The organism is Pantoea sp., assembly GCF_032114055.1.
Classification (GTDB): domain Bacteria; phylum Pseudomonadota; class Gammaproteobacteria; order Enterobacterales; family Enterobacteriaceae; genus Pantoea.
Window position 1 is genome coordinate 275,808 of sequence record NZ_DAMCTB010000004.1, and the last position, 25,597, is coordinate 301,404.

18 protein-coding genes are annotated in these 25,597 nt (G+C 55.2%); 14 read left to right on the forward strand and 4 right to left on the reverse strand.

Annotated elements, in window-relative coordinates; translation table 11 throughout:
* Positions 1–46 precede the first annotated feature (46 nt).
* Both RT657_RS09470 and RT657_RS09475 read left to right on the forward strand, forming a co-directional pair.
* Positions 47–208: a hypothetical protein gene (locus RT657_RS09470; RefSeq protein ID WP_313654037.1), complete on the forward strand. Its 162-nt coding sequence runs from the start codon at positions 47–49 to the stop codon at positions 206–208.
* 285 nt (positions 209–493) lie between these two features.
* The gene (locus RT657_RS09475; protein ID WP_313654039.1) at positions 494–1,831 is read left to right on the forward strand and encodes a carbohydrate porin; all 1,338 of its coding nucleotides are present in this window, start codon (positions 494–496) and stop codon (positions 1,829–1,831) included.
* A 200-nt stretch (positions 1,832–2,031) separates the two neighbouring features.
* Here RT657_RS09475 and yegD read toward each other — a convergent pair whose 3' ends face one another.
* From yegD to RT657_RS09490, 3 genes are all read right to left on the reverse strand, one after another.
* Positions 2,032–3,384 carry a molecular chaperone gene (gene yegD / locus RT657_RS09480; RefSeq protein ID WP_313654041.1) on the reverse strand — a complete coding sequence of 451 codons (1,353 nt, stop codon included), beginning with the start codon at positions 3,382–3,384 and terminating at the stop codon, positions 2,032–2,034.
* 75 nt (positions 3,385–3,459) lie between these two features.
* Positions 3,460–6,792, reverse strand: a complete 3,333-nt coding sequence (locus tag RT657_RS09485; protein WP_313654043.1) for a diguanylate cyclase — start codon at positions 6,790–6,792, stop codon at positions 3,460–3,462.
* A 163-nt stretch (positions 6,793–6,955) separates the two neighbouring features.
* On the reverse strand, positions 6,956–7,570 hold the full coding sequence (locus RT657_RS09490) for a phosphatase PAP2 family protein (protein WP_313654045.1): 615 nt from the start codon (positions 7,568–7,570) through the stop codon (positions 6,956–6,958).
* Between the two features lie 283 nt (positions 7,571–7,853).
* On the opposite strand from RT657_RS09490, the gene udk reads away from it, so the two are divergent.
* The 3 genes from udk to asmA all read left to right on the forward strand — a co-directional run bounded on the left by udk (position 7,854) and on the right by asmA (position 10,990).
* The gene (gene udk, locus RT657_RS09495) at positions 7,854–8,495 is read left to right on the forward strand and encodes a uridine kinase (protein WP_313654046.1); all 642 of its coding nucleotides are present in this window, start codon (positions 7,854–7,856) and stop codon (positions 8,493–8,495) included.
* A gap of 80 nt (positions 8,496–8,575) precedes the next feature.
* Entirely contained in the window at positions 8,576–9,157 is a 582-nt protein-coding gene (gene dcd / locus RT657_RS09500) for a dCTP deaminase (RefSeq protein WP_111139190.1), read from the forward strand.
* A gap of 12 nt (positions 9,158–9,169) precedes the next feature.
* Positions 9,170–10,990: an outer membrane assembly protein AsmA gene (gene asmA / locus RT657_RS09505; protein WP_313654047.1), complete on the forward strand. Its 1,821-nt coding sequence runs from the start codon at positions 9,170–9,172 to the stop codon at positions 10,988–10,990.
* Positions 10,991–11,015: 25 nt separating this feature from the next.
* Here asmA and RT657_RS09510 read toward each other — a convergent pair whose 3' ends face one another.
* The gene (locus tag RT657_RS09510; RefSeq protein ID WP_313654048.1) at positions 11,016–12,587 is read right to left on the reverse strand and encodes a TerC family protein; all 1,572 of its coding nucleotides are present in this window, start codon (positions 12,585–12,587) and stop codon (positions 11,016–11,018) included.
* Positions 12,588–13,383: 796 nt separating this feature from the next.
* Here RT657_RS09510 and wbaP point away from each other — a divergent pair.
* The 9 genes from wbaP (at position 13,384) to RT657_RS09555 (ending at position 25,536) form a co-directional block, all read left to right on the forward strand.
* Complete coding sequence (gene wbaP / locus RT657_RS09515; protein ID WP_313654049.1) at positions 13,384–14,817, forward strand: undecaprenyl-phosphate galactose phosphotransferase WbaP; 1,434 nt, start codon at positions 13,384–13,386, stop codon at positions 14,815–14,817.
* A gap of 283 nt (positions 14,818–15,100) precedes the next feature.
* Positions 15,101–16,240, forward strand: coding sequence for a polysaccharide export protein (locus tag RT657_RS09520; protein WP_313654050.1), 1,140 nt, complete (start codon positions 15,101–15,103; stop codon positions 16,238–16,240).
* A 9-nt stretch (positions 16,241–16,249) separates the two neighbouring features.
* Entirely contained in the window at positions 16,250–16,684 is a 435-nt protein-coding gene (locus RT657_RS09525) for a protein tyrosine phosphatase (protein ID WP_313654051.1), read from the forward strand.
* 12 nt (positions 16,685–16,696) lie between these two features.
* The gene (wzc, locus tag RT657_RS09530; RefSeq protein ID WP_313654052.1) at positions 16,697–18,880 is read left to right on the forward strand and encodes a tyrosine-protein kinase Wzc; all 2,184 of its coding nucleotides are present in this window, start codon (positions 16,697–16,699) and stop codon (positions 18,878–18,880) included.
* A 274-nt stretch (positions 18,881–19,154) separates the two neighbouring features.
* A complete protein-coding gene (locus RT657_RS09535; protein ID WP_313654053.1) occupies positions 19,155–20,291 on the forward strand; it encodes an EpsG family protein in 1,137 nt (378 codons plus the stop codon).
* 124 nt (positions 20,292–20,415) lie between these two features.
* Positions 20,416–21,333: a glycosyltransferase family 2 protein gene (locus RT657_RS09540; RefSeq protein WP_313654054.1), complete on the forward strand. Its 918-nt coding sequence runs from the start codon at positions 20,416–20,418 to the stop codon at positions 21,331–21,333.
* A 70-nt stretch (positions 21,334–21,403) separates the two neighbouring features.
* Positions 21,404–22,156, forward strand: coding sequence for a glycosyltransferase family 2 protein (locus RT657_RS09545; RefSeq protein WP_313654055.1), 753 nt, complete (start codon positions 21,404–21,406; stop codon positions 22,154–22,156).
* A gap of 46 nt (positions 22,157–22,202) precedes the next feature.
* Positions 22,203–23,237: a glycosyltransferase gene (locus RT657_RS09550; RefSeq protein WP_313654056.1), complete on the forward strand. Its 1,035-nt coding sequence runs from the start codon at positions 22,203–22,205 to the stop codon at positions 23,235–23,237.
* Positions 23,238–23,319: 82 nt separating this feature from the next.
* Positions 23,320–25,536: a phage tailspike protein gene (locus RT657_RS09555; protein ID WP_313654058.1), complete on the forward strand. Its 2,217-nt coding sequence runs from the start codon at positions 23,320–23,322 to the stop codon at positions 25,534–25,536.
* Positions 25,537–25,597: the final 61 nt, after the last annotated feature.

The following is a 25,597-nucleotide window of genomic DNA, read 5'->3' on the forward strand; positions in this document are numbered from 1 at the left end:
AGAGGGGAAATCCTTTTGCAGTGCTGAGAAACAGGCCGTATGTCAGATGAGCCAGAAGTCAGAAAAGCGTCAGAACCAGACCCGGCAGTCAGGTGACAGTGGTATTGCCGTTCCGCGACTGACGTCTGACGGCAAGCCTCTGGCTGAACAGTGGACCAGGCTGCTTCATTTTCTCTGCTGGATACGCTGGCAGAGCGGGGGGATGTAATGCTACGGGCGACGTCTGTTCCTGCTCAATGCCGGGCAGCAGGATGCCCCGGCAACCCCCGACGAGGCGAGCCGTTAAGCGCAGGGGCCATAGCGCATCGGTTTCCCGTAACCAGGCAGAACGTGCCGTTTCTGCCTGAAGAATAACCTGCAAGCGATCCCGGTCACAGTTATGCAAACAATCTGTTGTTTCCGGAAATTATGCGCACGTATTTACAAAAACCGCTGAGAAGCCAGCACTATCCTCTGCGCGTTACTTTCCGCCACTTACATAAGAATCAGCAAGATGAAAAACAGAAAAGCCCGCTTTCCCTCTGCCCGTGTGGCAACCGGTACCCTGCTTATAACGATGCTCTCTGCGCCCGCCCTGGCTGCAGATGCGCTCAGTCCCGACTCCGAATGGATGTTGGGTGACTGGGGTGGCTACCGGACGCAGTTGCAGGATGACGGCATTAAGTTTGACGTCAACTACACCATGGAAAGTGCGGCCAACCTGGGCGGCGGTGCAGACAGCAACACCACCATGCGCTACAGCGACCAGTGGACGTTCGGCACCAATTTCGATCTGGAAAAGCTGCTGAACTGGCAGGATGCCGAGTTTCAGATGACCGTCACCAATCGCGACGGGCAGAACGTGTCGGATCAGGTAGGGGACAGACGCGCCGGGATGCTCTCTTCGGTTCAGGAGGTCTATGGTCGTGGCCAGACCTGGCGCCTGACTCAGTTCTGGCTGCGCAAAGGGCTGTTTGACGATGTGGTCGATGTGAAAGCCGGTCGGGTCACGGTAGGTGAAGACTTCGATAACTTCGATGGCAATCTGTTCCAGAACCTGGCGCTGGGCAGCGGACAGGCGGGGAACTGGCGCGGCGATCGCTGGTTCAACTGGCCAGTGTCGCAGTGGGGCGGTCGCATCAAGTTTAATCTCACCCCTGAGCTTTTCTTCCAGGTGGGTTTCTACAACCAGAACCGGGCTAACTACGATCGCGGCGACGGCTTCCGTCTGGATACCCGCCATTCCGAAGGCAATCTGGTGCCAATCGAGCTGGGCTGGAAACCGACCTTCGGGCCGGAAAAACTGCCAGGTAACTACCGCATCGGTTACTACACCTCGTCGGTGGATGGCGATGTCTATAGCAGCTGGCGCAACGGCGGCTATCAGGATCAGGCGCGTGCCTACGGCGGCTATCTGTTACTGCAGCAGCAGCTGACCGCGCAGGGTGGCGATGCACACCGTGGTCTGGGCGTTCGCGTACAGGCGGTAATGAACGACCACAAGACGTCGAAGACCGATAACTATCAGTCACTTGCTTTCACCTGGACCGGGCCGTTTGACGCCCGTCCGCAGGATGAGATTGGCGTAGGTGCGTCACGTATTCATGTGAACAGCGACTATACCCGTTCCCTGCGTCAGCAGAATCAGGCGAACGGGGAGAGCCGTTTCGACAGCCCGACCTGGCTGCCGATTCAGGAAGGGGCGGAATATGACTATGAGATCTACTACAACGCCAAAGTGACAAACTGGATGTCACTGCGACCTAACCTGCAGTATGTCGTCGCGCCGGGCGCGGTCAGCGAAGTGAAAGATGCGTTTATCGGCGGTATCAGCGCCAATATCGCGTTCTGATAACGGCTAATAGGCTGACGTGCCGGCCAGGCGGCTCAGAAGTGCTGAGCGACAGAAGCCTGCACCGGCAGCAACGTATAAGTTTGGGCGGGCTGTGCATCTTTGCGAAAGGCGCAGGCCGCCAGGTTCTGTTCATCGTTGTCCGCAAATCAAAACGGCACCCTCGGGTGCCGTTTTGATTATTGCCGTGCAAAGCCGGTTTAGCGGAACATGACTTCCGCCCAGCGGGCCAGTCCGGCAGTGACCGAGGCGAAATCGTCGCCGCCCGCAATCGGCGTATCCGGCAGCATCTGCTGCAGGGCCGCGCGCAGCAGCGGCGAACGCGCGCTGCCGCCGGTCAGGTAGATCACGTCAGGTCTAATCTGGCTGGTGGCCAGCGCCAGCTGCACCTGCTCCAGGATTTTCTCCAGCGGCTGACTGATCGCCTCCTGCAACTGATTTACCGCAATCTCTGTCTGCAACGCTGCGGCAACAAAATCGAGCGAAGCGGTATGCGACGGGCTGGATGACAAGGCGATCTTGCTCTCTTCAGCCACCCGTACCAGGCGATAGCTCAGTTTCTGCTGCCACACCTTCAGCAGGCGGGCAACGATGTCACTCTGTTCGGCATCCCGAACCAGATCCCGCAGCCATTTCCCACAGGCGGCACTGTAAAAGTCGCTCTGGGCCGGAACGTCATTGATGGCGATCGCATTCCACCACGGCAGAGCGGGCAGGGCGGTGCCTTTCTGAGTATTACCGCCAAGACCCAGTAAGGGCATCAGGGTCTTGAACGCCAGCATGATGTCCAGATCGTTTCCGCCAACGCGGCAACCGCTGTGACCCAGCAGGCTTTCACGGCGGTCCGCTTTGTCACGCCACTCCGGCCCCATCAGCAGCATGGAACAGTCAGTGGTTCCGCCGCCGATGTCGACCACCAGTACCCGCGTCTCCTGCTGCAGCGTCGCCTCGAAATCCAGACCGGCTGCGACCGGCTCAAACTGAAACTCGACGTCGCGGAAGCCAGCACGGTGCGCGGCGCGCAGCAGAATACCTTCAGCCTGCTGGTTAGACTCTTCGCTGCCTGACCCCTGGAAGTTGACCGGCCGCCCGATGACCGCCTGCCGGATGGTCTGACCGAGCTGGCTTTCGCCCTGCTGACGGATGTGCAGCATCATGGCGCAGACCAGATCTTCAAACAGGGCAATCTGTTGAGGCTTCAGGCCACTGGCACCGAGGAACGATTTAGGGGATTTAACAAACCAGACATCTTCCGGATCGACCATGTAGTGCTGCAGCGCGGTCAGGCCAAACTGCACGCTGTTGGGCTGAACCTCAATATCCTCTTCGCGGTTGAAGCGCAGTGCGCGCTGCAGCAGCGCCGTGGTTTCGCTGTCCGGCGTCGCCACCTGATGATGGCGATAGAGCCATTCGCTGACCGACTCGCGGGTAGGCGCACAGATCATTGACGGCAGCAGGCGCTGATCGTTCTCCAGCGTTAACAGGCGTGGCGCGCCATTTTCGCTGACTGCAATGGAGCAGTTAGCCGTACCGTAATCGAATCCTATGAACATTTTCGCCCCCATGCCGGAAAAAAGGGGGCGACTTTAGCGCAGCTTCAGCGGGGTGGCAAGCGGCCAGCGCGGGAATTAACGGATGGCGAAGATGCGATCTTCGGCCAGCGAACGCAGCGGCTGACGCCCGGCGACAGCACTGCCCCAGACGCCATCCACGTCGAGCGTTGCCAGAGTATTCAGCATGGCCGGCACGGACACCGGACCCGCCAGCACCGAAACATCCCGCTGCGATGCCTGGCCCTGAATAATGGTCAGCAGCATCTCATCCATCAGGTTGGTATGCACGTTCGCCACCAGATCAGGCGCCAGCACCAGATAATCAACGATGTCATCACTCAGCAGATTAAAGGCATCCAGATTACGGCCAAACTGCTGCAGGACGATACGGCAGCCGCACTGCCGCAGTTGCCGCAGCGCCGCATACACCTGATCGCCTTTACCAATGACGCTCGCTGCCGGGAAAGCAAAGCCGCTGCGGCTGTGGGCCAGCCCTGCGGCGACAAAGCGCTGACAGAGCTGCTGCACAAAGGCGGCATCACTCAGTATCTGCGCATTCAGCGGCAGGATGACCGACATGCCTTTGTGATTCAGCGCCTGCACATCGTGGCGGAAAAAAGCGGCCAGAATGTTGTTATCCAGCCGGCGACGCAGCGTCTCATCGGTAAGGTTACTGCGCAACAGCGTCTCATCCATCAGCAGCCCGTCAGTAGTTAACAGCTGGACATCCAGCAGCCAGAGAAAGGCCGCCTGCGGCGTTTTCGGCGGCGCAACGGCCCAGGCGGGCAGTTCGATCTGCAGGGCATCGATCATCCCGGCATCCAGCCCCTGATGATGACCCGGCAGCGGCAGGCGATGCTGTTCATAGATCATCAGCTGTCCGCGCCCGCTGCGTTTGGCGTTGTAGCAGGCGATATCCGCCTGCGACAGCACGTCACTGCTCTGACAGTTTTCGGCGGAGATTTGCGTCACCCCGGCGCTGGCACCGACCTGGTAGAGACGACCCAGCCACTGGAAGCGGTAATCATTGACCGCGGCAACGATACGTTGCACCACGTCATGCGCCTGCGCGACTTCGCAGTCGGGCATCAGCAGGGCGAACTCATCGCCGCCCAGTCGTGCCAGGAAGTCGCTACTGCGCAGATGGTGCTGCATCAGCTCTGAGAGTTCGCGCAGAAGCGCATCTCCGGCGGCATGTCCGGCACTGTCATTGACAGCCTTGAATTTGTCCAGATCGATAAAGACCAGTACATGATGATGACGGTGTTCTGCGGCATCAAACAGCAGACGCTTAAGCTGCAGTTCGAAGCTGGCGCGGTTGGGCAGGCCGGTCAGGGTGTCATGCAACGCGCTGTAGCTCAGGCGCTTCATCAGCTTACGTGACTCACTGACATCCTGAATAATCATCACGGCACCCTGTTCCAGACCCGCTTCTGAACGCAGCGGGGTAATGCTGTAGTGAATATCGATATGGCTACCGTCCGGGGCATGCAGCACCAGATCTTCCGCAAAATCAGGTGTGATCTTTTCCGGCGGCAGCTGGCACAGCAGCAGGTTTTCAACCTCGGGGCCGTTGCGGCCCTGAGTGATGTGCAGCACCTTATTCAGCGGCTGACCGGTGGCCTGCTCCTGCGACCAGCCACTCATCTTCTCCGCGACCGGGTTCATAAAGGCCACGCACATCTCTTTGTCGGTGCTGATCACCGCCTCGCCGATAGAATCCAGGGTGATGGCCATGCGCTCTTTCTCCTGAAACAGCGCCTCATTCAGATTGCGCAGCGGCGTGATGTCCTGACAGATACCCAGCATCCGCTCGATACGTCCTTCTTTACTCAGCAGCCGGTTAGCCTGGGTGCGCACCCAGCGCTGACCCTGACTGTCGACCACACGATATTCCATGTGAAAGGCGCTACGCATCTCAATCGCCTGCTGCACCGTCAGCGCCGCGTATTCGCGATCGGCGGGGTTCAGCAGATGGATCCAGAGGTCATAGCTGGGTGACTCATGGGGCGCCAGGCCAAACAGCGCATACATGCGTTTATCCCACAGCATCTCGCCGGTCAGCAGATTCCACTCCCAGACGCCGATGCCGCCCGCCTCGTTGGCCAGCGTGATGCGCTCCATGAGCCGACGGTTTACCTGTTCGCTCTGCTTCAGCTCGGAGATATCGATAATCTGCGCAATAAAGTAGAGCGGGGCGTAGCTGCTATCCCGCACCAGCGACACCGTCAGGCGCGCCCAGACGATTTCACCATCTTTGCGAAAATAGCGTTTTTCAAAGGTATAGGTGTCGATGTCGCCTTCCAGCAGTCGGTTCGCATGCTGCATATCCAGCGAGAGATCGTCGGGATGGGTAATCTGCTGAAAGGTCAGCCGCTTCAGCTCTTCAGCCGGATAGCCGAGAATCTGACAAAGTGAGCGGTTCACCTGCAGCCAGTTACCCTGTGGGGCAACCAGCGCCATACCGATAGCAGAATACTCCATGGCATGACGGAAGCGGGTTTCACTATCGGAGATATGCAGTTTTTCGCGCCGGAAAGCATCCATCACCAGTGACATGATGTGGCTGGGGATGAGCACCAGCAGAAACGGCAGCCAGCTGGAGACCGGGCCCAGTGCGCTGTTATTACTGACCACGCTGACCAGATCTAAAGCCAGCAGCATCGAGATAAAACTGGCGTTCAGGAAGAACAGGATAAACGCCTGCAGCTTAGGCAGACGCACGGCGCACCAGAACAGAATCACCACAATAAAGGTAAATGGCCACGGCAGAAAACGCAGTGACAGGTAACTGGCCCCCAGAGTGATCAGCAGCGTCAGGGCGAGTTCGGCCAGACGCAGATCGCGAAACTGTGCACGACGCAGAGGCCAGGGCAACAGCAGCAGCATCGGGCCAAGCACCAGCATGCCAATGATTTCGGAGATCACCCAGGTATAAAAGAAGGGGTACAAGGCCTGGCCGCTGACCTGAAGCGCCCAGATCGCCAGCAGGCCGCCCAGTACCGGCGTCATAATGCCGACCGACACCACCATTCGTGCCCAGTCTCTTAGCGAATCCAGCGGTGCGCGCCGGTCCAGCAGGGCGCGCAGCAGCATACCGCCGATCCCGGCCTGGATCAGGTTAAGCAGCGTAAACTTAAGATTAGAAAAAGCAGGGCCGATGACCAGGGCGTTAGCACTCGCCGTGCCTAGGACGCAGGCTGTCAGCAGCAAGGGCAACTGACGCGTCGGACAGCGAAATACCACCACGGTCATCAGCGTGGTCGGGAACCAGAGCGGAGAGATTCTCCCGCTGACCACGATCAGTTCAAGACAGAACAGCGTCATGAAAAACAGAACCCCGCCCAGGACCAGCGCCTGGATCCAGCTATTGGGCGAGTTGTTCTGCGGGGATAAAGTCTCAGTCATGCGGGCTTCCGGCAAGGTGCAGGGCTCCGCAAAAGCGAATCAGGCACCAGTCATTCTCTGACTGCATGCTAGCACATTCGGCAAAGAAAAAAGGGAGGAAATCAAATTTGCCCGTTATTCGGCGAATTGACGGGCAGGCAGCACTGACCAGGCAGCTGATTGATTACTGGCGAAAAAGATCGGCCCGGGTATAAGGTTTCTCCATTCCCGCGAGACTGGCAGATACCCGCTCCAGAAACTGCTGCGTGGTGGCCACACGGCCGTGACTCATCAATATAAATGGCACGACCAGTGCCGCACCGATCTGCGGCCAGCTGAAACCTTTTAGCGTGGTGCGCCGCTGGGAGATCAGAAACGCCGTGCTTAGCGTAAAGCCCAGCAGCAGGCCGGTCGCCACTTCACTTCGGGAGTGCGCATGGATGACGAGGCGGGAGAATCCCACCATTAGCGGGATCAGATAGCCGACCGCGATCGCTATCACGCGACCAGGCAGCGACCAGCGCCCGGAGATCAGCCACAGCATCACCGGCCACAGCGTAGCGGACATTGCGCTGTGACCACTGAAGCCGGTGAAATTAAAGCGGGCGCTGCCGATGCCGAACCCCAGAAACAGAATTTTCGAGATACTGACCGTGAGTCCGGCCAGACCGAATGCCACAAGCCAGTAAAGGACAGTAAGACGGTTGTCACTTTTCCACGGCAGAATCAGCGCAATAATCACGGCTGTCGGGATCAACAGCATGCTGTCGCCAAAATAGGTCAAACTCTTCCAGTGCATACTACTCCTGAGGCATTTTCGGGTCGTTATGTCAGCCCCGCGCACTGTCTGCACAGCACACATCCGGGCCATTTTAGTTATGATTGGCGGTGACAATAGTTTATCGGTGAAACGAGTGGCGTCCAAAGGGGAAAGTCTGAAAAGTCGCCGACGCCATTTCTCTGGCATCAAAAGGCCGAAATCCCTATACTTAGCGCGAACACACCCTCTCCATTTCGGCCCGTCCGCTGCCCGCGTAATGTGTGTCCAGTGGCAGGCTCCAGTTATCAGGTCTTAAAAAAGTATGACTGACAAGTCTCATCAGTGCGTGATTGTAGGCATTGCCGGCGCTTCCGCATCCGGTAAAAGTTTAATTGCCAGCACGCTCTATCGTGAAATCCGTGATCAGGTAGGTGACGAGCATATCGGGGTGATCCCGGAAGATGCTTATTACAGAGATCAAAGTCACCTCACCATGGAAGAGAGGGTTAAAACCAATTATGACCATCCGAGCGCGATGGATCATGATCTATTACTGCAGCATCTGCAGGCGGTGAAAGCCGGGCAGGATATCGAACTGCCGGTTTACAGCTACGTTGAACACACCCGTACACAGCAGACTCAGCATCTGAAAGCCAAAAAGGTGATTATTCTTGAAGGCATTCTGCTGCTCACCGACGCCCGTCTGCGTCAGGAACTCAACTTTTCTATCTTCGTGGACACGCCACTCGATATCTGTCTGATGCGTCGTATGAAACGCGACGTCAATGAGCGCGGGCGCTCAATGGATTCAGTAATGAGCCAGTATCAGAAGACGGTCCGTCCTATGTTCCTGCAGTTTATCGAGCCGTCAAAGCAGTACGCCGATATCATCGTGCCGCGCGGGGGCAAAAACCGTATCGCCATTGATATCCTCAAGGCGAAAATCAATCAGTTCTTTGAATAATCCACGTCCGGCAGGACGTGGCGCAGACCGGCGGCAGGCAGGCACGTCGGTTTGCTACACTTTGTCATGGAGTTACCGCAATGAGATTATGCGATCGCGATATTGAAGCCTGGCTGGATAGTGGCAAACTGGCCATTGAGCCACGCCCACCGGTCGAACGCATTAATGGCGCCACGGTCGACGTGCGACTGGGTAATCAGTTTCGTACGTTCAGCGGACATACCGCAGCCTTTATCGACCTGAGCGGCCCGAAGCAGGAAGTGAGCGCCGCCCTGGACCGGGTCATGAGCGATGAGATCGTGCTGGCTGAGGGCGAAGCCTTCTTTCTGCATCCGGGCGAGCTGGCGCTGGCGGTGACGCTGGAGTCGGTGACGCTGCCTGATGACCTGGTTGGCTGGCTGGATGGGCGCTCGTCACTGGCGCGTCTGGGGCTGATGGTGCACGTGACGGCGCACCGCATCGATCCGGGCTGGCAGGGTCGCATTGTGCTGGAGTTCTATAATTCCGGTAAACTGCCGCTGGCACTGCGTCCAGGGATGTTAATCGGCGCGCTGAGTTTTGAACCGCTTTCCGGCCCGGCTGCGCGCCCTTACAACCGCCGTGAAGATGCGAAATACCGCGGTCAGCAGGGTGCAGATGCCAGCCGTATCGACAAAGATTGATCTGAGGATGTCATGAAAAGAGTGATAACCACGCTGGCCATCCTGTTAGTGGTGGTCGTATCGGGAATGAGCGCGCTGGTGCTGCTGGTCAATCCCAACGACTTTCGCGCCTATATGGTGCAACAGGTTGAACAACGCAGTGGTTATCGGCTGGAGGTCAGCAGCGATCTGCGCTGGCACGTCTGGCCTCAGCTCAGCATCCTCGCCGGCCGGATGAGCCTGACCGCGCCAGGGGCCAGTCAGCCTCTGGTGTCGGCGGAAAACATGCGGCTGGACGTCAATCTCTGGCCGCTGCTTTCACATCAGCTCAGCGTCAGTCAGGTCATGCTGAAAAATGCCATCGTGCGTGTCACCCCCGACAGCAGCCCGCAGCCCGCAAAAAATGCGCCGCAGGGACCGCGTGATGCCGAGCCTGCGTCTTCCGCCAATGGCTGGTCATTTGATATCGCAAAGCTGCGGGTCGCTGACAGCCTGCTCATCTGGCAGCAGCCAGGCGGGGATGAATACAATTTCCGCGATCTCAATATCAGCATGGATCAGGATGCCAGCAATCAGGCAACGCTGGCATTAAGCACCAGCCTGATGCGCAACCAGCGCAATGTGACCCTGTCGCTGAAAGGTCAGCTCGATGCCTCACAATATCCTCATCGTCTCAGTGGCCAGTTGCAGCAACTTGATTACACCTTGTCCGGGGCGGATATTCCGGCTCAGGGGATTAAAGGCTCGCTAAGTTTACAGGGCGAGTGGAACGGTGACCGCCAGCGGTTTGACTTCAGCAACCTGCAGCTCACCGCCAATGACACGACACTGACCGGGCAGGGCAGCGGCCACCTTGCACCGCCACAACAGCTGGCGCTGGATCTGAAAGCCAGCACGCTCAATCTTGATAGCTTGCTGACCAGCGCGCCTGCGTCTGAAACACAGGGGACGCAACATGCGACGGTGGCCCGTTCACCCGTGATCGCGGCGCCACGCGAACGCACCAATGCCGACTCCCCGCTGAACGACATGGATCTTGCGCTGAAACTGCAGGCGGACAGCGTAATCTGGCGCGGTCTCGCCCTGACCGGTCTGACGCTCGATGCCAGCAATCAGCAGGGGCTGATGATACTTAATACGCTCAGCGGCAAGCTGGGTAATGGCAGTTTCTCGGTTCCCGGCCGCATTGATATCCGTCAGCCAGAAACGCAGGTGATGCTGAAACCGCAGCTCCGGCTGATTGCCATTCAGCCCCTGCTTAAAGCCTTTGATCTGCCGGACAGTCTGCAGGGCAACCTGAGTCTCGACGGTGACCTGGCAGGCGACACGCTGAGCGTCGAGGCGGCTAAACGTCGCTGGCAGGGCAGGGCGACCCTGAGCGCCAGCAATCTGAAGCTGGCGCAGCTGAATCTGCAGCAGATGGTGCAGCGCGCCGTGGCGCGCGTGAGCGACAAAGTCAGCCGTGACGATGCTGAGGATGCCGCAGATGAGGGCATTGAGTCGATTAGCGGTCAGGCGACGCTGAACAAGGGTGTACTCAGCTTCAGCGATATCAGTGGCAACGGCCATAACCTCGGCCTGCAGGGCGCCGGTAAAGTTGACCTGGCGCAGCAGCAGCTGGACGTGACGCTCGGGCTGAAACTCAGCGGCTGGCGTGGCGCGGAGACCCTGGTGAAAGCGCTCGCCGATCAGCCGGTTCCGCTGCGCATTTACGGTGACTGGAACAGCCTGCAATATTCGTTACCCGTGGATGACGTGCTGCGCGAGCGCCTGCAAAGTGAGGCCAGAACAAGGCTGAATCAGTGGATCGATCGTCAGAAAGAAGAAGGTAACAAACCGAATCTGAAGAAGTAGCCGCGCCCGTGACGGGCGCAGCGGCTCAGGCGTCGTACTCCATATCGGGCTGCAGCAGGATTTCGACCTTCTGCACCCGGTGATTTTCGACCTGCAGGGTGCGCAGCTGATAACTCTCCAGCTGCAGCACCTCGCCCTCCTGCGGGATATGCTGCAGCCTGTCCATGAGCAGACCGGCCAGCGTGTGGTAGTCGCGCTGCTCATCCAGCGGTAATTTCACATAGTGCGCCAGATCTTCCAGCGGCATGTGACCGTTGGCAATCCAGTGGCCTTCGCCCTGAATCTGAATATCGTAACGGGCATCCGTTTCACCCGCCTCATTCGGCAGGTTGCCGGCGATGGTTTCCATCACATCACTCAGGGTCACGACGCCTTCAACGGAACCAAACTCATCGACGACGAACGCAAAGTGCGTGTGCGCCTGGCGAAACTGCTCCAGCGCCTGCAGCACCGTCAGTCGTTCAGGGAAAACCAGCGGCTGGCGGATAAGGGCACGTAAATCAAGCGAATGATGGTGCAGCGACTGGTGCAGCAGATCGATAACGTGGACCACGCCCAGCGGTTCGCTGGAGTTATCGGTAATCAGGATACGCGTATGCTGGTTGCGGTCCAGCCGGGCCATAATGGCTGCCGGGTCCTCACTGAGGTCGATATGCTCCACATCGTGACGCGATGTCATGATGCTGTTGACATGACGCTGACCCATACCCAGCACCCGGGCAATCATTACCCGCTCCTGCCGGTTGAACAGCACACTGGCATCGCTATCAGCGATCAGCGATGAGGTTCCCGCATCCAGCTCTGCCGGTTCCGCCGCGCCGCGCAGCATCCGCAACACCGCCTCCGCCGTCCGCTGCCGTAGCGGGCGACCCGCTGACAATACCCGCCGGCGATTGAAGTGCGCCAGCTGGTTCAGCGCCTCAATGATGACCGAGAAACCGATAGCGGCGTAGAGATAACCTTTGGGGATTACAAAGCCAAACCCTTCTGCCACCAGGCTGAAGCCAATCATCAGCAAAAAGCTCAGGCAGAGGATGACGATGGTGGGATGGCTATTCACAAAGCGGGTTAAAGGTTTGCTGGCGAGCAGCATCAGCAGAATGGCGATTGTCACCGCTATCATCATGACCGGCAGATCATTGACCATTCCCACGGCCGTGATCACCGCATCCAGCGAGAAGATGGCATCCAGCACCACTATTTGCGCCACCACCGGCCAGAATTTAGCGCCGCCTTTTTGTTGACCGGCAGCCTCATCATGTCCCTCAAGGCGCGTATTTAACTCTGTAGTAGCTTTAAATAGCAGGAAAATCCCGCCTGACAGCAGCAGAAGATCGCGCGCACTAAAGGGGTGACCGGCCAGCGTAATCCAGGGTGCCTTGAGCGTAACCAGCCAGGAAAGCGAAGCGAGCAGCAGGATCCGGCATACTAACGCCAGCAGCAATCCGATGACGCGCGCCCGGTCGCGAAGGGGCCCTGGCAGCTTCTCAACCAGGATGGCGATGAAAATCAGATTGTCGATGCCTAAAACCAGTTCCAGAACGATTAGCGTTACTAATCCTGCCCATACCGAGGGATCGGTCATTACCTCCAGCATCTCTTATTCACCTGAATGTCTCAAATTACGTTTTCTCTGATGATAGTGGAGTGCCTGGTCGGGCACAAATGGCAGGGCAGGGGAGAAACGCGTCATCCGGGCCACGGGATTGTGCGAAATATGACCACGAGTGTGCGAGGTTTTGATTAATTCCGCAGAGGTGAACCGGAAAAATAGTGAAGCGTGTTGTCCAGGAAAGAGGATATTCACCTGCCGGGCTTATGCGATTTATCTTAACGCGGGTATGGCATTAATCCGAATTATGCGCAAAGGATTGCGCTGCCCGTCCGGCATCAATACTAATTGCTGGTAGTCTTTTTCCTAAAATAGTCGAGGGATGGCGGGACCTGCTTGTAAACAAGCCAGTAATAACTAGTATAGCAACAAGTTAGCAAACTCTGCCCCAGAGTCGTAATTTGCGTACCGATTCGACGTTATCCGTTATGTCAGGAATACGTAATTCATCATTGAACGTCAGATGGTGTGTTTTGGAAACGCTGCGCATTCCGGGGAGCAATATGAATGATGACAGCGATATTGGCAGCGACAGCCAAGGGCGGTAGCGTGCCTGAATCGCGTTTTTCGTTGATAAAATGAGCAGTGCTGGCGAAGGTTAAAGTCAGAGTAATCTGTTGGTATTCATCACAATATTACTGGTTTTATGGTTAAGATCACGGGCGTAAACGCCGCAGGAGCTCCCCTCAGAAACGGCTTGGTCTTGAGAGGTTTTCATCGCTCAATGATTAAACAGGCGATGGCCGTTGCGGGTTAAAGGAAATAAAATAAAGAGTTAAATATGCGCGATACAGAATTTACGTTTAAAAGTCTTATTACCAAATTAATGCTGGCCTGTTCAGATTTAATTTGTTTCAACGCAGCGTTATTTATAGCGATGATGCTAATTAATGTTCAGTCGAATTCGCCTCTGGCAGATATTTCTGAAAAAGAACTGCATTTAAAAATTGCTACGCACATTTGTCTGTCAGTAATTTGTATTGGCTGGTTCTGGGTAAGGCTTCGTCACTACACCTACCGCAAACCTTTCTGGTTCGAATTAAAAGAAGTTTTTCGTACCATTCTGATATTTTCTGTTATCGACCTGTCGATTACCGCGCTGTCTCAGTGGCAGATGTCGCGCTTCGTCTGGCTGCTGACCTGGGTACTGGCACTGATTTTAATTCCAACCTGTCGTGCGCTGGCTAAACGGCTGCTGAACAAAAAGGGGCTGTGGAAAAAGCAGACCATCATTATCGGCAGCAGCAAAAACGCGCATGAAGCCTGGCAGGCGCTGCAGAGTGAAGAGGTGATGGGTTTCGACGTTATCGCCTTTTATGATGTTGATGGCACCTGTCCGCAGGAGATCCTGAACGGCGTGCCGGTGTTGCGTGATGAGCAGGAGCTCTGGAACCTGACGAGCAGCGAAACCCAGTTTATCGTGGCCGTAGAGTATGAGCAGAGTCAGTATCGCGACATGTGGCTCAAGTCGCTGGCAATGCATAACTGCCGTTCAGTCTCGGTCATCCCGACGTTGCGTGGTGTACCGCTGTACGGCACGGATATGGCCTATATCTTCAGCCATGAAGTGATGATCCTGCGGGTGCAGAACAACCTGGCGAAACGCACTTCACGCTTCCTGAAGCGCACATTCGATATCGTCGGTGCACTGTCAATTATCCTCATGCTGATGCCTGCGCTGCTGGTACTGGGCTTCCTGGTTGGCCGTGATGGCGGACCGCCGATTTATGGCCATGAACGCGTCGGCATGAACGGTCGTAAATTCAAATGCCTGAAATTCCGTTCGATGGTCATTAATTCCAAAGAGGTTCTGGAGGAAGTACTGCGAACTGACCCGGTGGCCCGTGCGGAGTGGGATAAAGATTTTAAACTCAAAAACGATCCCCGTATTACGAAAGTGGGTCACTTTATCCGTAAAACCAGCCTTGATGAGTTACCTCAGCTCTGGAACGTGGTACGCGGTGATATGAGTCTGGTCGGTCCTCGTCCGGTCATTGAAGATGAACTCTGTCGTTATGCAGGCGATGTTGATTATTACCTGATGGCAAAGCCAGGCATGACGGGATTGTGGCAGGTCAGCGGTCGTAATGACGTTGACTATGAAACCCGCGTCTATTTCGACTCGTGGTACGTGAAAAACTGGTCTCTGTGGAATGACATCGCCATTCTGTTCAAAACAGTGGGCGTGGTACTGAAACGCGACGGTGCTTATTAATCGTGAGTCGGGGGCGTGTTAACGCATGCTCAGAGGGGTTGTGCCGTTGTCAGGCGTGTCGTTGTCGTGACCATCATCAGGGATATCTTCGCGCATCATAAGTTCGTTATGATGCGTGGCATTCTGGACAGACCCTGACAGATGGTCATGCCGTATAACAAGTGGAGCAAGGATAATGAACGACCGGTTCAGAGCTTAAGTCACACAGGATTTACTTTTTGTTGGACGCTTACACAGCGGCGGTTTCGCCTCTATCAATCAATAACTGATAGCGAAGATCTAAATGATTACAATCAAAATGAAATTGATACCCTTACTGGTATCCGCCACAATTCTCAGCGGGTGTACGATTGAACCCGGTCAGCATCTTTCTACATCGGGAAAAAATGTTGTCGAGCAGCAGGATAGCAACTTTGACATTGATAAATATGTCAACGTCTTTCCGTTAACGCCTTCACTGGTTGAGAAGATGCGTCCTAAGCCGCTGGTGGCGCAGACCAATCCTTCTCTGCAGAACGAAATTCAGAACTATGAATACCGTATCGGTGTGGGCGACGTCCTGACCGTGACCGTCTGGGATCACCCGGAACTGACGACCCCTGCGGGTCAGTACCGTAGCGCCAGCGACACCGGTAACTGGGTGCACTCTGATGGCACCATCTTCTATCCCTACATTGGCCGTGTGCGTGTAGCGGGCCGTACCGTTAGCGAAGTGCGTAATGAAATTGCGCGTCGCCTGGCGCAGTACATTGAGAGCCCACAGGTCGATGTGAGCGTTGCCTCCTTTAAATCGCAGAAAGCTTATGTCACGGGTTCTGTCACGACCTCAGGTCAGCAGCCAATCACTAACGTGCCGTTAACGATTCTGGATGCGATCAACGCCGCGGGCGGCCTCGCCGCTGATGCGGACTGGCGCAACGTCGTACTGACGCACAATGGTCGCGAACAGCGTATTTCGCTGCAGGCGCTGATGCAGAATGGCGACCTGAGCCAGAACCACCTCCTCTATCCGGGCGATATTCTTTACGTACCGCGTAACGATGATCTGAAAATCTTCGTGATGGGTGAAGTGAAACAGCAGACCACCCTGAAAATGGACCGCAGCGGCATGACGCTGGCGGAAGCCCTGGGCAATGCGGCGGGGATGGATCAGACCACCTCTGACGCCACCGGTGTCTTTGTTATTCGTCCACTGCACGGTACCGACCGCAATAAGATCGCCAACATCTATCAGTTGAACACCAAAGATGCGGCATCCATGGTAATGGGAACCGATTTCCAGCTGCAGCCTTATGACATCGTCTATGTCACCTCAACGCCGCTGACGCGCTGGAACCGTGTGATTTCGCAACTGATACCAACCATCGCCGGTATCAACGATGCGACGCAGGCCGCATCGCGTATCCGTACCTGGGGAAGATAAGGTCCGTCCATGATTACGTCCGTGCTCGTCGTTTGCGTCGGCAATATCTGTCGCTCGCCTACCGGGGAACGCCTGTTTAAACGCGCGTTGCCAGATTTAGATGTCCGTTCTGCCGGTCTGGGGGCCCTGGTGGGCCACCCGGCCGACAGGATGGCGTCTGAGGTCGCTGCGGCGCAGGGTCTGTCGCTGGAAGGACATCAGGCGCAGCAGTTAACGGCAGAGATGTGCCGCAATGCTGACCTGATTCTGGTGATGGAGAAGCGGCACATCGATCAGGTGAACCGCATCGACCCGGCTGCACGGGGTAAAACCATGCTGCTTGGGCACTGGCTGAATCAAAAAGAAATTGCGGATCCGTACAGAAAAAGCCGTGAGGCCTTTGAAGAGATTTACGGGTTACTGGAAAACGCTACTCAGAAATGGGTCAACGTATTAAGCCGATAGTTGGGATTATCCATGAATATAAAAAATAAGGTCAGTACCGCGCCGGGAGAGGATTCGAATGGATGGGATCTGGCGCACCTTGTGGGACAGCTAATTGATCATCGCTGGATCATTGTTGCCGTTACCGCATTTTTCATGCTGGCGGGAACGCTCTACACACTGTTTGCAACACCGATTTATAGTGCAGATGCGCTGGTTCAGGTTGAGCAGAAGAATGCCAGTACCGTTCTGAACGAAATTGACAGCATTCTGCCACCGACGCCTGCGTCAGATACTGAGATCGAAATTCTGGAATCCCGTATGGTCATCGGCAAAACCGTTGACGATCTGGGTCTGGATACCGTGGTTGAGCAGAACTATTTCCCGGTTATCGGTAAAGGTCTGTCCCGCCTGATGGGTAACAAGCCCGCGACGATTGCGATTTCGCGTCTGGAAATCCCACGCACTATCGACAAACGTAATGTTGAACTGGAAGTGACAGGGCCAGACAGCTACACCGTCTCAAAAGATGGCGATGAGCTGTTCAAAGGCAAAGTTGGCCAGCTGGAGTCGCATGGCGACGTCAGCATGCTGGTCAGCGACATTAAAGCCGATGAAGGCACCAGCTTCACCGTGACCAAGCTGAACGACCTGCAGGCCATCCGTTCCGTGCTCTCTAACCTGACCGTGGCGGACAAAGGGAAAGATACCGGCGTACTGGGTCTGGAGTATCTGGGTGAAGACCCTGAACAGATCAGTAAGGTCCTGAATCAGATCGTAAACAACTATCTGCTGCAGAACGTTGAGCGTAAGTCTGAGCAGGCCGAGAAAAGCCTGGAGTTCCTGCGCACTCAGCTGCCTGCTGTACGCAGCAAGCTGGATGATGCGGAAAACAAACTGAACGCTTTCCGTCGCCAGAACGAATCGGTTGACCTGTCACTGGAAGCGAAATCTGCCCTGGACTCTTCTGTCAGCGTGCAGAGCCAGCTGAACGAACTGACTTTCCGTGAAGCCGAAGTTTCTCAGCTGTTTACCAAAGATCACCCGACTTACCGTGCGCTGCTGGAAAAACGCAAAACGCTGGAAAATGAGCAGGCGCAGCTGAACAAGAAAATTTCAGCCATGCCACAGACTCAGCAGGAAATTCTGCGTCTGACGCGTGACGTGCAGTCTGGTCAGGAGATCTACATGCAGCTGCTGAACCGTCAGCAGGAGCTGGGCATCAGCAAAGCGAGCACCGTAGGTGATGTCCGCATCATCGACAGCGCGCAGACCGCTAATGCACCGGTTGCACCGAAGAAAATGCTGATCATCGCGGCAAGCCTGATTGCTGGTCTGTTCGTGTCAGTGGGCCTGGTGCTGCTGAAAGCCCTGCTGCATCGCGGCATCGAGAATCCGGAGCAGCTGGAAGAGCTGGGCATGAACGTCTATGCCAGCGTGCCACTCTCTGACTGGCAGCGTAAGAAAGATACCGAAGCGCTGGCGCGTCGTGCCAGTAAGTCTAAGTTGAAAACCGACCCGCATGAAACGCTGCTGGCGCTGGGTAACCCGACCGACCTCTCTATTGAAGCGATTCGTAGCCTGCGTACCAGCCTGCACTTCGCGATGATGGAAGCCAAAAACAACATCCTGATGATCACGGGTGCCAGCCCGGGTATTGGTAAAACCTTTATCTGTGCCAACCTGGCGACTCTGATTGCTAAAGCGGGTCAGCGTGTCCTGTTTATCGATGGTGACATGCGTCGTGGCTATACCCACGAACTGCTGGGTGCAGAGAACAAAGCGGGACTGTCAAACGTCCTGTCGGGCAAAACGGCGTTCAGTCCGGCGCTGATTCAGCAGGGTGTGTACGGTTTTGATTTCCTGCCACGCGGTCAGGTTCCACCGAACCCTTCTGAACTGCTGATGCACCGTCGCATGGGCGAGCTGCTGGACTGGGCGAGCCAGAACTACGACCTGGTGCTGATCGATACGCCGCCGATTCTGGCCGTCACCGACGCCTCAATCATCGGTAAGCTTGCGGGCACCTCGCTGATGGTGGCGCGCTTCGAAGCCAACACCACGAAAGAAGTGGATGTCAGCTTCAGACGCTTCGCCCAGAACGGTATTGAGATTAAAGGTGTGATCCTCAACGCCGTGGTGCGTAAAGCCGCGAATGCCTATGGCTACGGTTATGACTACTACGCCTACGAATACGGTAAGACAGATAAAAGCTGATTACTGAGCAATAAACAGGGGGCGGTCTGACCGCCCCTTTTTATCGTCTCTTAATGACGACACGCAACAATTTACACAGGTTATTCTGTCCAACCCACATAAGCGATGAATCTATACATCGCATGGCGAACGTCACTCAACAGAATTCATTACCAGCATGGCATCGCCTGCACACTGGTTGTTACTGTGCTGACAGGCTTGCGGAAAAGCCAGTCGGGAAGGCGAAGCGGGATAATTGCTGGCATGAGCACTTGTGGAATTAAGGAATCACACCATGGCTCCCTATTGGTATGTATCAGGTTTTTTATTGCTGCTTTCACTGTTTGAAATCGCACTTAAAAAAGACGAACGCACAAATCATGTTCTGACCTGGCTGCTCTGTTTTGCCGCCGTTATGTTGATTATTTTTGGGGGGATCCGCGGCCTCGGCACCGGCATGGATGACTTCCAGTACCGTAGTTTCTTTACAGACTTTGTCCGGCGTATCGAGATCAATGGTTTTTTCAAAACCGTTGCGTTTTTCCGCTACGAACCGCTGATTTTTGCGATAGCCTGGGTGTCCAGTGTCTTTTCGCATAATGCCAGCATCTTTCTGTTTATCTTCTGTGCCATTGCCGTTTTCATTAATACCTACTTTTTCAGGAAGATGTCGCCTTTTCCGGTACTGGCACTGGCGCTCTATTCGGCACACATCTTTATCAACAAAGACATCAACCAGATTCGCTTTGGCCTGAGTTCTGCGCTGTTCCTCGGCGTCCTGTGGTCGATTTATCTCAGGCACTACTGGTGGGCATTCGTCTTCTTTATTCTGTCGTTCACGAGTCACAATACCGGTGTCATGGTCGTCACGCTGATTCCGTTCCTGTTTATTCGTGACTGGCGCTGGTGGCCGGTCATTATCATCGTTGCCAGCGTGCCGCTGTCCGTCGTGGGTGGATCCAGCTTTATTGGCCTGATCGCCGGACATCTGGGATCGCTGGGGGAGAGGGCATCGGCCTATAACAATGACGCCTCTTACTCAACAAGTGGCAGCATTCTGGCCGTATCGAACCTGAAAAACATCATGCTGGTGTTTGTCTTCTTCTATTTCATGCTGACCGATGAACTGAAGCGGGAAAACTATGCACTGTATCGCCTTAACTACCTGCTGATTCTGAGCTTTGCTATCGGGGGGGCGATCAGGATCTTCCTCTATAACTTCCCGTCAGGTTCGCGTCTCTCTAACTATCTGCAACAGGTGGAGCCGATCATTCTGACCTCGCTGGTCTATCAGGCCAGACGGTCCTGGAAGCCCATCCTGTTTGGGATGGTGGTCTTCTTCCTGCTCTATTACCTCTACTACAACACCATTTCAACCAAGCAGGCGGTAACCGGTTATGAAGTGGCACGGGAGTTTTGGTTGATCCATTAAATCCGGCGACCGGCTCTGTGTGAATGCGTCACGCAGGGCCGGTCGTCTGTCAGAACACAGGTTTTTCATCGACCTTTGTCGAATGAACGGTTTATTTTTGAACTATTTTAATGAGGTGCTGGCAATGAAGGACATTCGTTTCTCCATCGTAATTCCGGCTTATAACGCGTCAGAATCGATTGTCACGACGCTGGATTGCGTTAAAGCACAGACGTATCGCAATTTTGAAGTCATTATCGTGGATGACAAATCGGCGGATGCCGCGGCGCTGGCGGATGTGGTTCGCAGCGAACGCTATCAGGATCTCGACATCAATCTGGTGCTCTCTGAGGTCAAACTCAACGGCGCAGGTGCGCGTAATAAGGGCATTGAGCTGGCTACCGGGGATTATGTCAGTTTCCTTGATGCCGACGATGAGTGGGCGGCTGACAAACTGCAGCAGGTCAGTGAAAAAATTACGCAGCTGACGGCCCAGGGCAAACAGGACTTCATCATTTTCAGCCAGGTCAATATCTATCAGGATGGATCCTTCCTGAAAGTCATGCCGATGCAGTCACCGGGCAAAAATGAAACCGTTGCCGAGTATCTGTTCGGCTGCTATGGCTTTATCCAGACCAGCACCATTGTACTGAAACGGGAAGACGCAGCGAAAATCCAGTTCGATACCCGCTATATCCGCCATCAGGATTATGACTTCTGCATTCGTGCCGACCGCATGGGCTACGAGTTTGTGATGATCGCCGCGCCACTGGCGAACTACCATCTGATCACAAAATTTGGCTCGAAACACAAAGGCGAATCGGTGAAGTATTCGATGTTCTGGCTTGACACCATGAAGCCGCATCTTACCCCGCGTGATATCCACACCTACAAAGCCTTTAAGCTGCCGCTGCGCTACAAAATGGATGGCCAGTCGCTGATGGCGAGCCTGAGCTTTGCTCGCTACTTCTTCCTCACCAACAAAGACAACCGTGCTTATTTTATGAACCGGGTTAAAGACAAGGTTAAAGCGCGCTTTGGCGGTGAAAAAGCGATCTCCTGACGCGCGTCGCGCCTCGCCTTGCTCCTGATGTCAGGAGCACCTCTCCTTTTTGTTAAATTCAGGGTTGAAGATGAAAACTTCTGTTGGAACCGTTGGCATTGTCATGCCGATGTACAATGCTCGTCAGACAGTGTTACGCGCTGTGCAGTCGGTGATAAATCAGCGCTATACCGACTGGCACCTCTATCTGGTAAACGATAAATCGACGGATGACTCGCTGGCATTTGTGCGTGAACATTGTCAGGACCCGCGCATTACTATTCTGGATAACGCGGTCAATATGGGGGCTGCTGAAACCCGCAACGTCGGACTGCGTGCCGCGACGGAAGAGATTATCGCCTTTCTGGACAGTGACGATGAGTGGCATGCGGATAAGCTGACTCAGCAGGTTGCCGCCATCGCGGCCGGTGATGATTTCGTGATTACTGAATATCACTATAAAACCCGCAAGGCTGAGCACGATATTACTTACGGCAAACCCTATCTGCAGCAGGAAAACTTTGTGAAGAAACAGTATCGCGTCTGTTTCTCTTCGGTCTGTTTCCGTCGTCCACCACAGGGCCTGTTCTTCCAGCGCAAAGGCCACGAAGATTTCCTCTTTTTATATGAATTATTCACCCGCTATAAGCAGGCGCGTGTAATTCAGACGATTCTGGTCAACTATTACGAATTAGGCGATTCCCTTTCACGTAATAAGAACAAAGCCGCCCAGTGGCACCTTGAATTATTAAGAATTATCTATAAAAACAATCCTTTAAAAATCTATTACTATTACGCCTGGTATATGGTGAATGGTGTGCTGTTTACCCTTAAGCATCGTTAAGCCCGTCGGCAGGATTGTCTTTAAAATTTGAGGTGGATAGCGTTTCATGAAAAAAATTGTCCTGGTGATCAAAGATGCTTATTCCTATGCGGGCACCGAGAACATCTGTAACTTCATGTCAGAGTGTCTTGGCGAAACGCATGACGTCACCATCTACTCGCTGGAAGGCAGCGGAAAAACCTTTTACCCGTTTGAACATGTCAGAGAGATTGTCAGCTTCGAAGGGCAGAGCAACCCAATTAAAAGCGCGGTAACCCGGATTAACGAAGAGGGGTTCGATACCGTCTTCCTGATCAGCATGGGTCGCCTGAGCGTGATGTTCGCCTTCTGGAATCTGCTGGCAATGAAGAAGAAGCGGGGCAAAGCCTACGCCTGCGAACATATCGCCATTAACTCCTTCAGCAAACCGATCAAGCTCCTCAAGTTTCTGCTGCTGCGCTACTACGACCGCGTGATCGTTCTGACCGAAAAAGATCATCAGGTGTTCAGCCGCTGGCGCATTCCCAGCATGCCTATCCCCAACCCGGTGGTGTACAAAAACTATCCGCGTCAGACCCGTCATCGTCAGGCGCTGGCGGTGGGCCGTCTGGACAACCAGAAGGGCTTCGATCTGCTGCTGGATATCTGGCGTGACTTCGCCCGCAACCATCCGGACTGGACGCTGGTGATCGCCGGTGACGGCGAACTGCGTCAGCAGCTGCACGACCAGGCAGCGGTACTGGGCATCACCGACAGCGTGAAATTTGTCGGTAAGGTCAGCAACATCAATGACTACTACCGTGACAGCGACATGGCACTGATGACCTCGCGCTATGAAGGCCTGCCGCTGGTACTGCTGGAAGCGAAATCCTGGTCACTGCCGGTTGTCGCGTACGACTGCCCGACCGGACCCCAGGAGATCATTAACCACGGTGAAGATGGTTTCCTGGTGCCGATGAATGACAAAGCCACCTTCCTGGCCCGCATGGAACAGCTCGCTACTGATGATGCGCTGTTCTATGCCATGAGCGAAAAAACAAAACAGACCGCGCTGAAATTCGACGGTAATCAAATCAAGCAAAGCTGGCTGTCACTGGTTTAACCTGAGCTGGAAAAGCTCACTTGCGACGTGCCTCAGGGACACCGCCATGGCCACTGGCCTTATTGACTACGGGAATTGATGCATGAAAAGAAGAGAAGTTTTACAGACCGCCGCCTCCGCTCTGGTGGGGGCTCTCTCCGTGAGCACCTTTTCCAGCTATGCTGCTAAAAGTAACGGTATTGCCCTGAAGCCGGTTGACGCAACGGATGTGCCTAAAGGCGATGTGCCGATCCTGACGCCGGAAAACGTCTACGCGATGCCTCCTCAGTTCTGGCAGGGCTTTGAAGGGAAACTCTGGATCGGCAAAGCCGGCGCGGATGCCAGCAAGCCGGGTAACCAGATCCCGGTCTACCTGCGTGATGCCAGCGGCAAGGTTTCGCAGATCGCCCAGCCTATTGCACTGAATAAAGGCAATTTCGCCCAGTTTATTCAGGATAACGCTGCGCTGATTGCGGACCCTTCGCACTCTATGGCTGTCGAGGATAGCAACGGCCAGACACTGTTTAACATTACCGACGTCAGCCGTCCAGGCGCGGCAGATTTCAGTCAGCGTCTGGCACAGCCCGCGGGCTATCAGCTGATTGGCGAGATCGCTTCCGTGGCGGAGCTGCGCAAAACCCGCCCGCTGTTTGAGGGTGCTAAGGTTAAGCTGAAAAGCTGGCATGAAGGGCGTGAAGTCGGCGGTGGCGAGTTTGTCGGCAGCTTCCAGACTGCGCAGAACGATGGCGGCGTAAACTTTGCCGGAGAGGGCTTTTACTGGCGTCGTGTGGTTGACGATTTCAACCGCCTGACGCTGTTCGATTTCGGTGCGATTGCCGACGGTAAAACCGACTGTGCGCCTGCCATCATGGCGATGTTCCAGTGGTCACAACAGGCTAACCAGCAGATCTGTGTTCAGTTCCCGGCCGGTACCTTTATGGTTTCCGCCTGTAACCTGGGCGACAAATACCTCAACTTCTTCCGCATGTCGGGTGCAATGGTTAACTTCGGCTACTTCCCGGCGACCACGATTGTGTCTGACGGTAAGTCCGATTTCGTTTTCCAGATGAATGCCCGGCGTGTTGAGCTCTCTAATCTGATTTTTAACGGCAACAGCGATAAACATCCGAACCAGCAGGGCTTTTTCCATAATACCTGTCCTGGCGGACAATATTTCCGGGGAGCCTGTCTGCGTTTTAACGCCGTCGGCGGTACGGCCATCAGTCTTCAGGACACGCTCGACTGTAAGATTGACCAGTGGTACGCCTCACGCTGCAGCGGCGATGTGATCAAGTCGGGCTGGTCAGGACAGAAGCAGGGCAAATGGGATCACAGTACGGCGATCGAACTGTCGAACTTTAATGCGCAGCACTGTCGCGGCGGCAAAGTGCTGAACCTGCCACGCTGCGGCCAGTCGATCATTCACAATGGCTGGATTGAGCACTGTGATAATCCGGGCGATCTCTCCAATGGTCAGTGGATCGTCGATGCGCTGAGCCTGGAGGATTGTAAGAATCCGCTTATCGCCCACAATACCCGCCTTAATATGCGTCAGACCAGCCTGCAGTCGGGCAGCTGGATTGACAACTCCATGCAGGGCGACCGTCTGCTCAGTATCTGGGAGATGGGCTCAACCCGCGTAGAGTCCTGGGGCGTCGCACTGGATGGTAGCCTGAAATATAACTACCTCACGTCCCGCTGGCGGCTGGAGAACAACACCAATCAGGAGACCTGGTTTGATCTCGGTTCGCTTTACTCACCGACGGTAGGCGATTCGTGGGAGATTGAAATCTTCGGTCAGGCGCAGTTCAGCAACGGCAGCGGCGACAAGCCACTGATGAACCTGATTGGCGATAAGACTACCGGCGGGCGTGCGGTGATCCGCGTGCAGCGCAAGAAAGATCTTTCGGAAGCGAGCTGGTCAGCAGAAGGCAGCAGCCCGGTTCTTGATGTGCGCTACGTGGCTGAACATGACACCGATGTCCGCCTCTTTGTCAAACTGGCGGGCTGGATGCCCTCGGCTGGCGTGCTGGTGAAAACCAACGCGAAAGATCGCTTCGTCACCGGCCGCTGTGCGCGGATTAATGCCCGCATGGAAAAAAGCAATCCGCCTGCGGGCGACGCCACTAAACGCGCGCCGCAGCGCTTCAGCCTGCACAACGGCAAAGCGGGCGTGGGCGCGAACGAGCAGGGTGATCTGCTGATGGCCTCCCGTCCGCTCTCCGCCGATCAGGTCGATACCAGCAAACCGGAAGGCTTTGTTTCGGTAGTGATCAACGGCAAACAGGTTGCACTGCCCTATTTTGCGATTAAGTCGTAACACCTTGCAGGACGGCCGCCACAACGGAGGCGGCCGGTTTTAAGGAGCAGTACCTTTGGGT

What these genes read in the sequence shown, in the direction of transcription:
- RT657_RS09485 (WP_313654043.1), bottom strand. Translation starts at nt 6,792, where the DNA reads ATGACTGAGACTTTATCCCCGCAGAACAACTCGCCCAATAGCTGGATC.
- RT657_RS09470 (WP_313654037.1), top strand. Translation starts at nt 47, where the DNA reads ATGAGCCAGAAGTCAGAAAAGCGTCAGAACCAGACCCGGCAGTCAGGT.
- RT657_RS09510 (WP_313654048.1), bottom strand. Translation starts at nt 12,587, where the DNA reads ATGCTGGAGGTAATGACCGATCCCTCGGTATGGGCAGGATTAGTAACG.
- RT657_RS09550 (WP_313654056.1), top strand. Translation starts at nt 22,203, where the DNA reads ATGAAAAAAATTGTCCTGGTGATCAAAGATGCTTATTCCTATGCGGGC.
- RT657_RS09475 (WP_313654039.1), top strand. Translation starts at nt 494, where the DNA reads ATGAAAAACAGAAAAGCCCGCTTTCCCTCTGCCCGTGTGGCAACCGGT.
- RT657_RS09540 (WP_313654054.1), top strand. Translation starts at nt 20,416, where the DNA reads ATGAAGGACATTCGTTTCTCCATCGTAATTCCGGCTTATAACGCGTCA.
- RT657_RS09535 (WP_313654053.1), top strand. Translation starts at nt 19,155, where the DNA reads ATGGCTCCCTATTGGTATGTATCAGGTTTTTTATTGCTGCTTTCACTG.
- RT657_RS09545 (WP_313654055.1), top strand. Translation starts at nt 21,404, where the DNA reads ATGAAAACTTCTGTTGGAACCGTTGGCATTGTCATGCCGATGTACAAT.
- RT657_RS09555 (WP_313654058.1), top strand. Translation starts at nt 23,320, where the DNA reads ATGAAAAGAAGAGAAGTTTTACAGACCGCCGCCTCCGCTCTGGTGGGG.
- udk (WP_313654046.1), top strand. Translation starts at nt 7,854, where the DNA reads ATGACTGACAAGTCTCATCAGTGCGTGATTGTAGGCATTGCCGGCGCT.
- asmA (WP_313654047.1), top strand. Translation starts at nt 9,170, where the DNA reads ATGAAAAGAGTGATAACCACGCTGGCCATCCTGTTAGTGGTGGTCGTA.
- RT657_RS09520 (WP_313654050.1), top strand. Translation starts at nt 15,101, where the DNA reads ATGATTACAATCAAAATGAAATTGATACCCTTACTGGTATCCGCCACA.
- wzc (WP_313654052.1), top strand. Translation starts at nt 16,697, where the DNA reads ATGAATATAAAAAATAAGGTCAGTACCGCGCCGGGAGAGGATTCGAAT.
- yegD (WP_313654041.1), bottom strand. Translation starts at nt 3,384, where the DNA reads ATGTTCATAGGATTCGATTACGGTACGGCTAACTGCTCCATTGCAGTC.
- wbaP (WP_313654049.1), top strand. Translation starts at nt 13,384, where the DNA reads ATGCGCGATACAGAATTTACGTTTAAAAGTCTTATTACCAAATTAATG.
- RT657_RS09525 (WP_313654051.1), top strand. Translation starts at nt 16,250, where the DNA reads ATGATTACGTCCGTGCTCGTCGTTTGCGTCGGCAATATCTGTCGCTCG.
- dcd (WP_111139190.1), top strand. Translation starts at nt 8,576, where the DNA reads ATGAGATTATGCGATCGCGATATTGAAGCCTGGCTGGATAGTGGCAAA.
- RT657_RS09490 (WP_313654045.1), bottom strand. Translation starts at nt 7,570, where the DNA reads ATGCACTGGAAGAGTTTGACCTATTTTGGCGACAGCATGCTGTTGATC.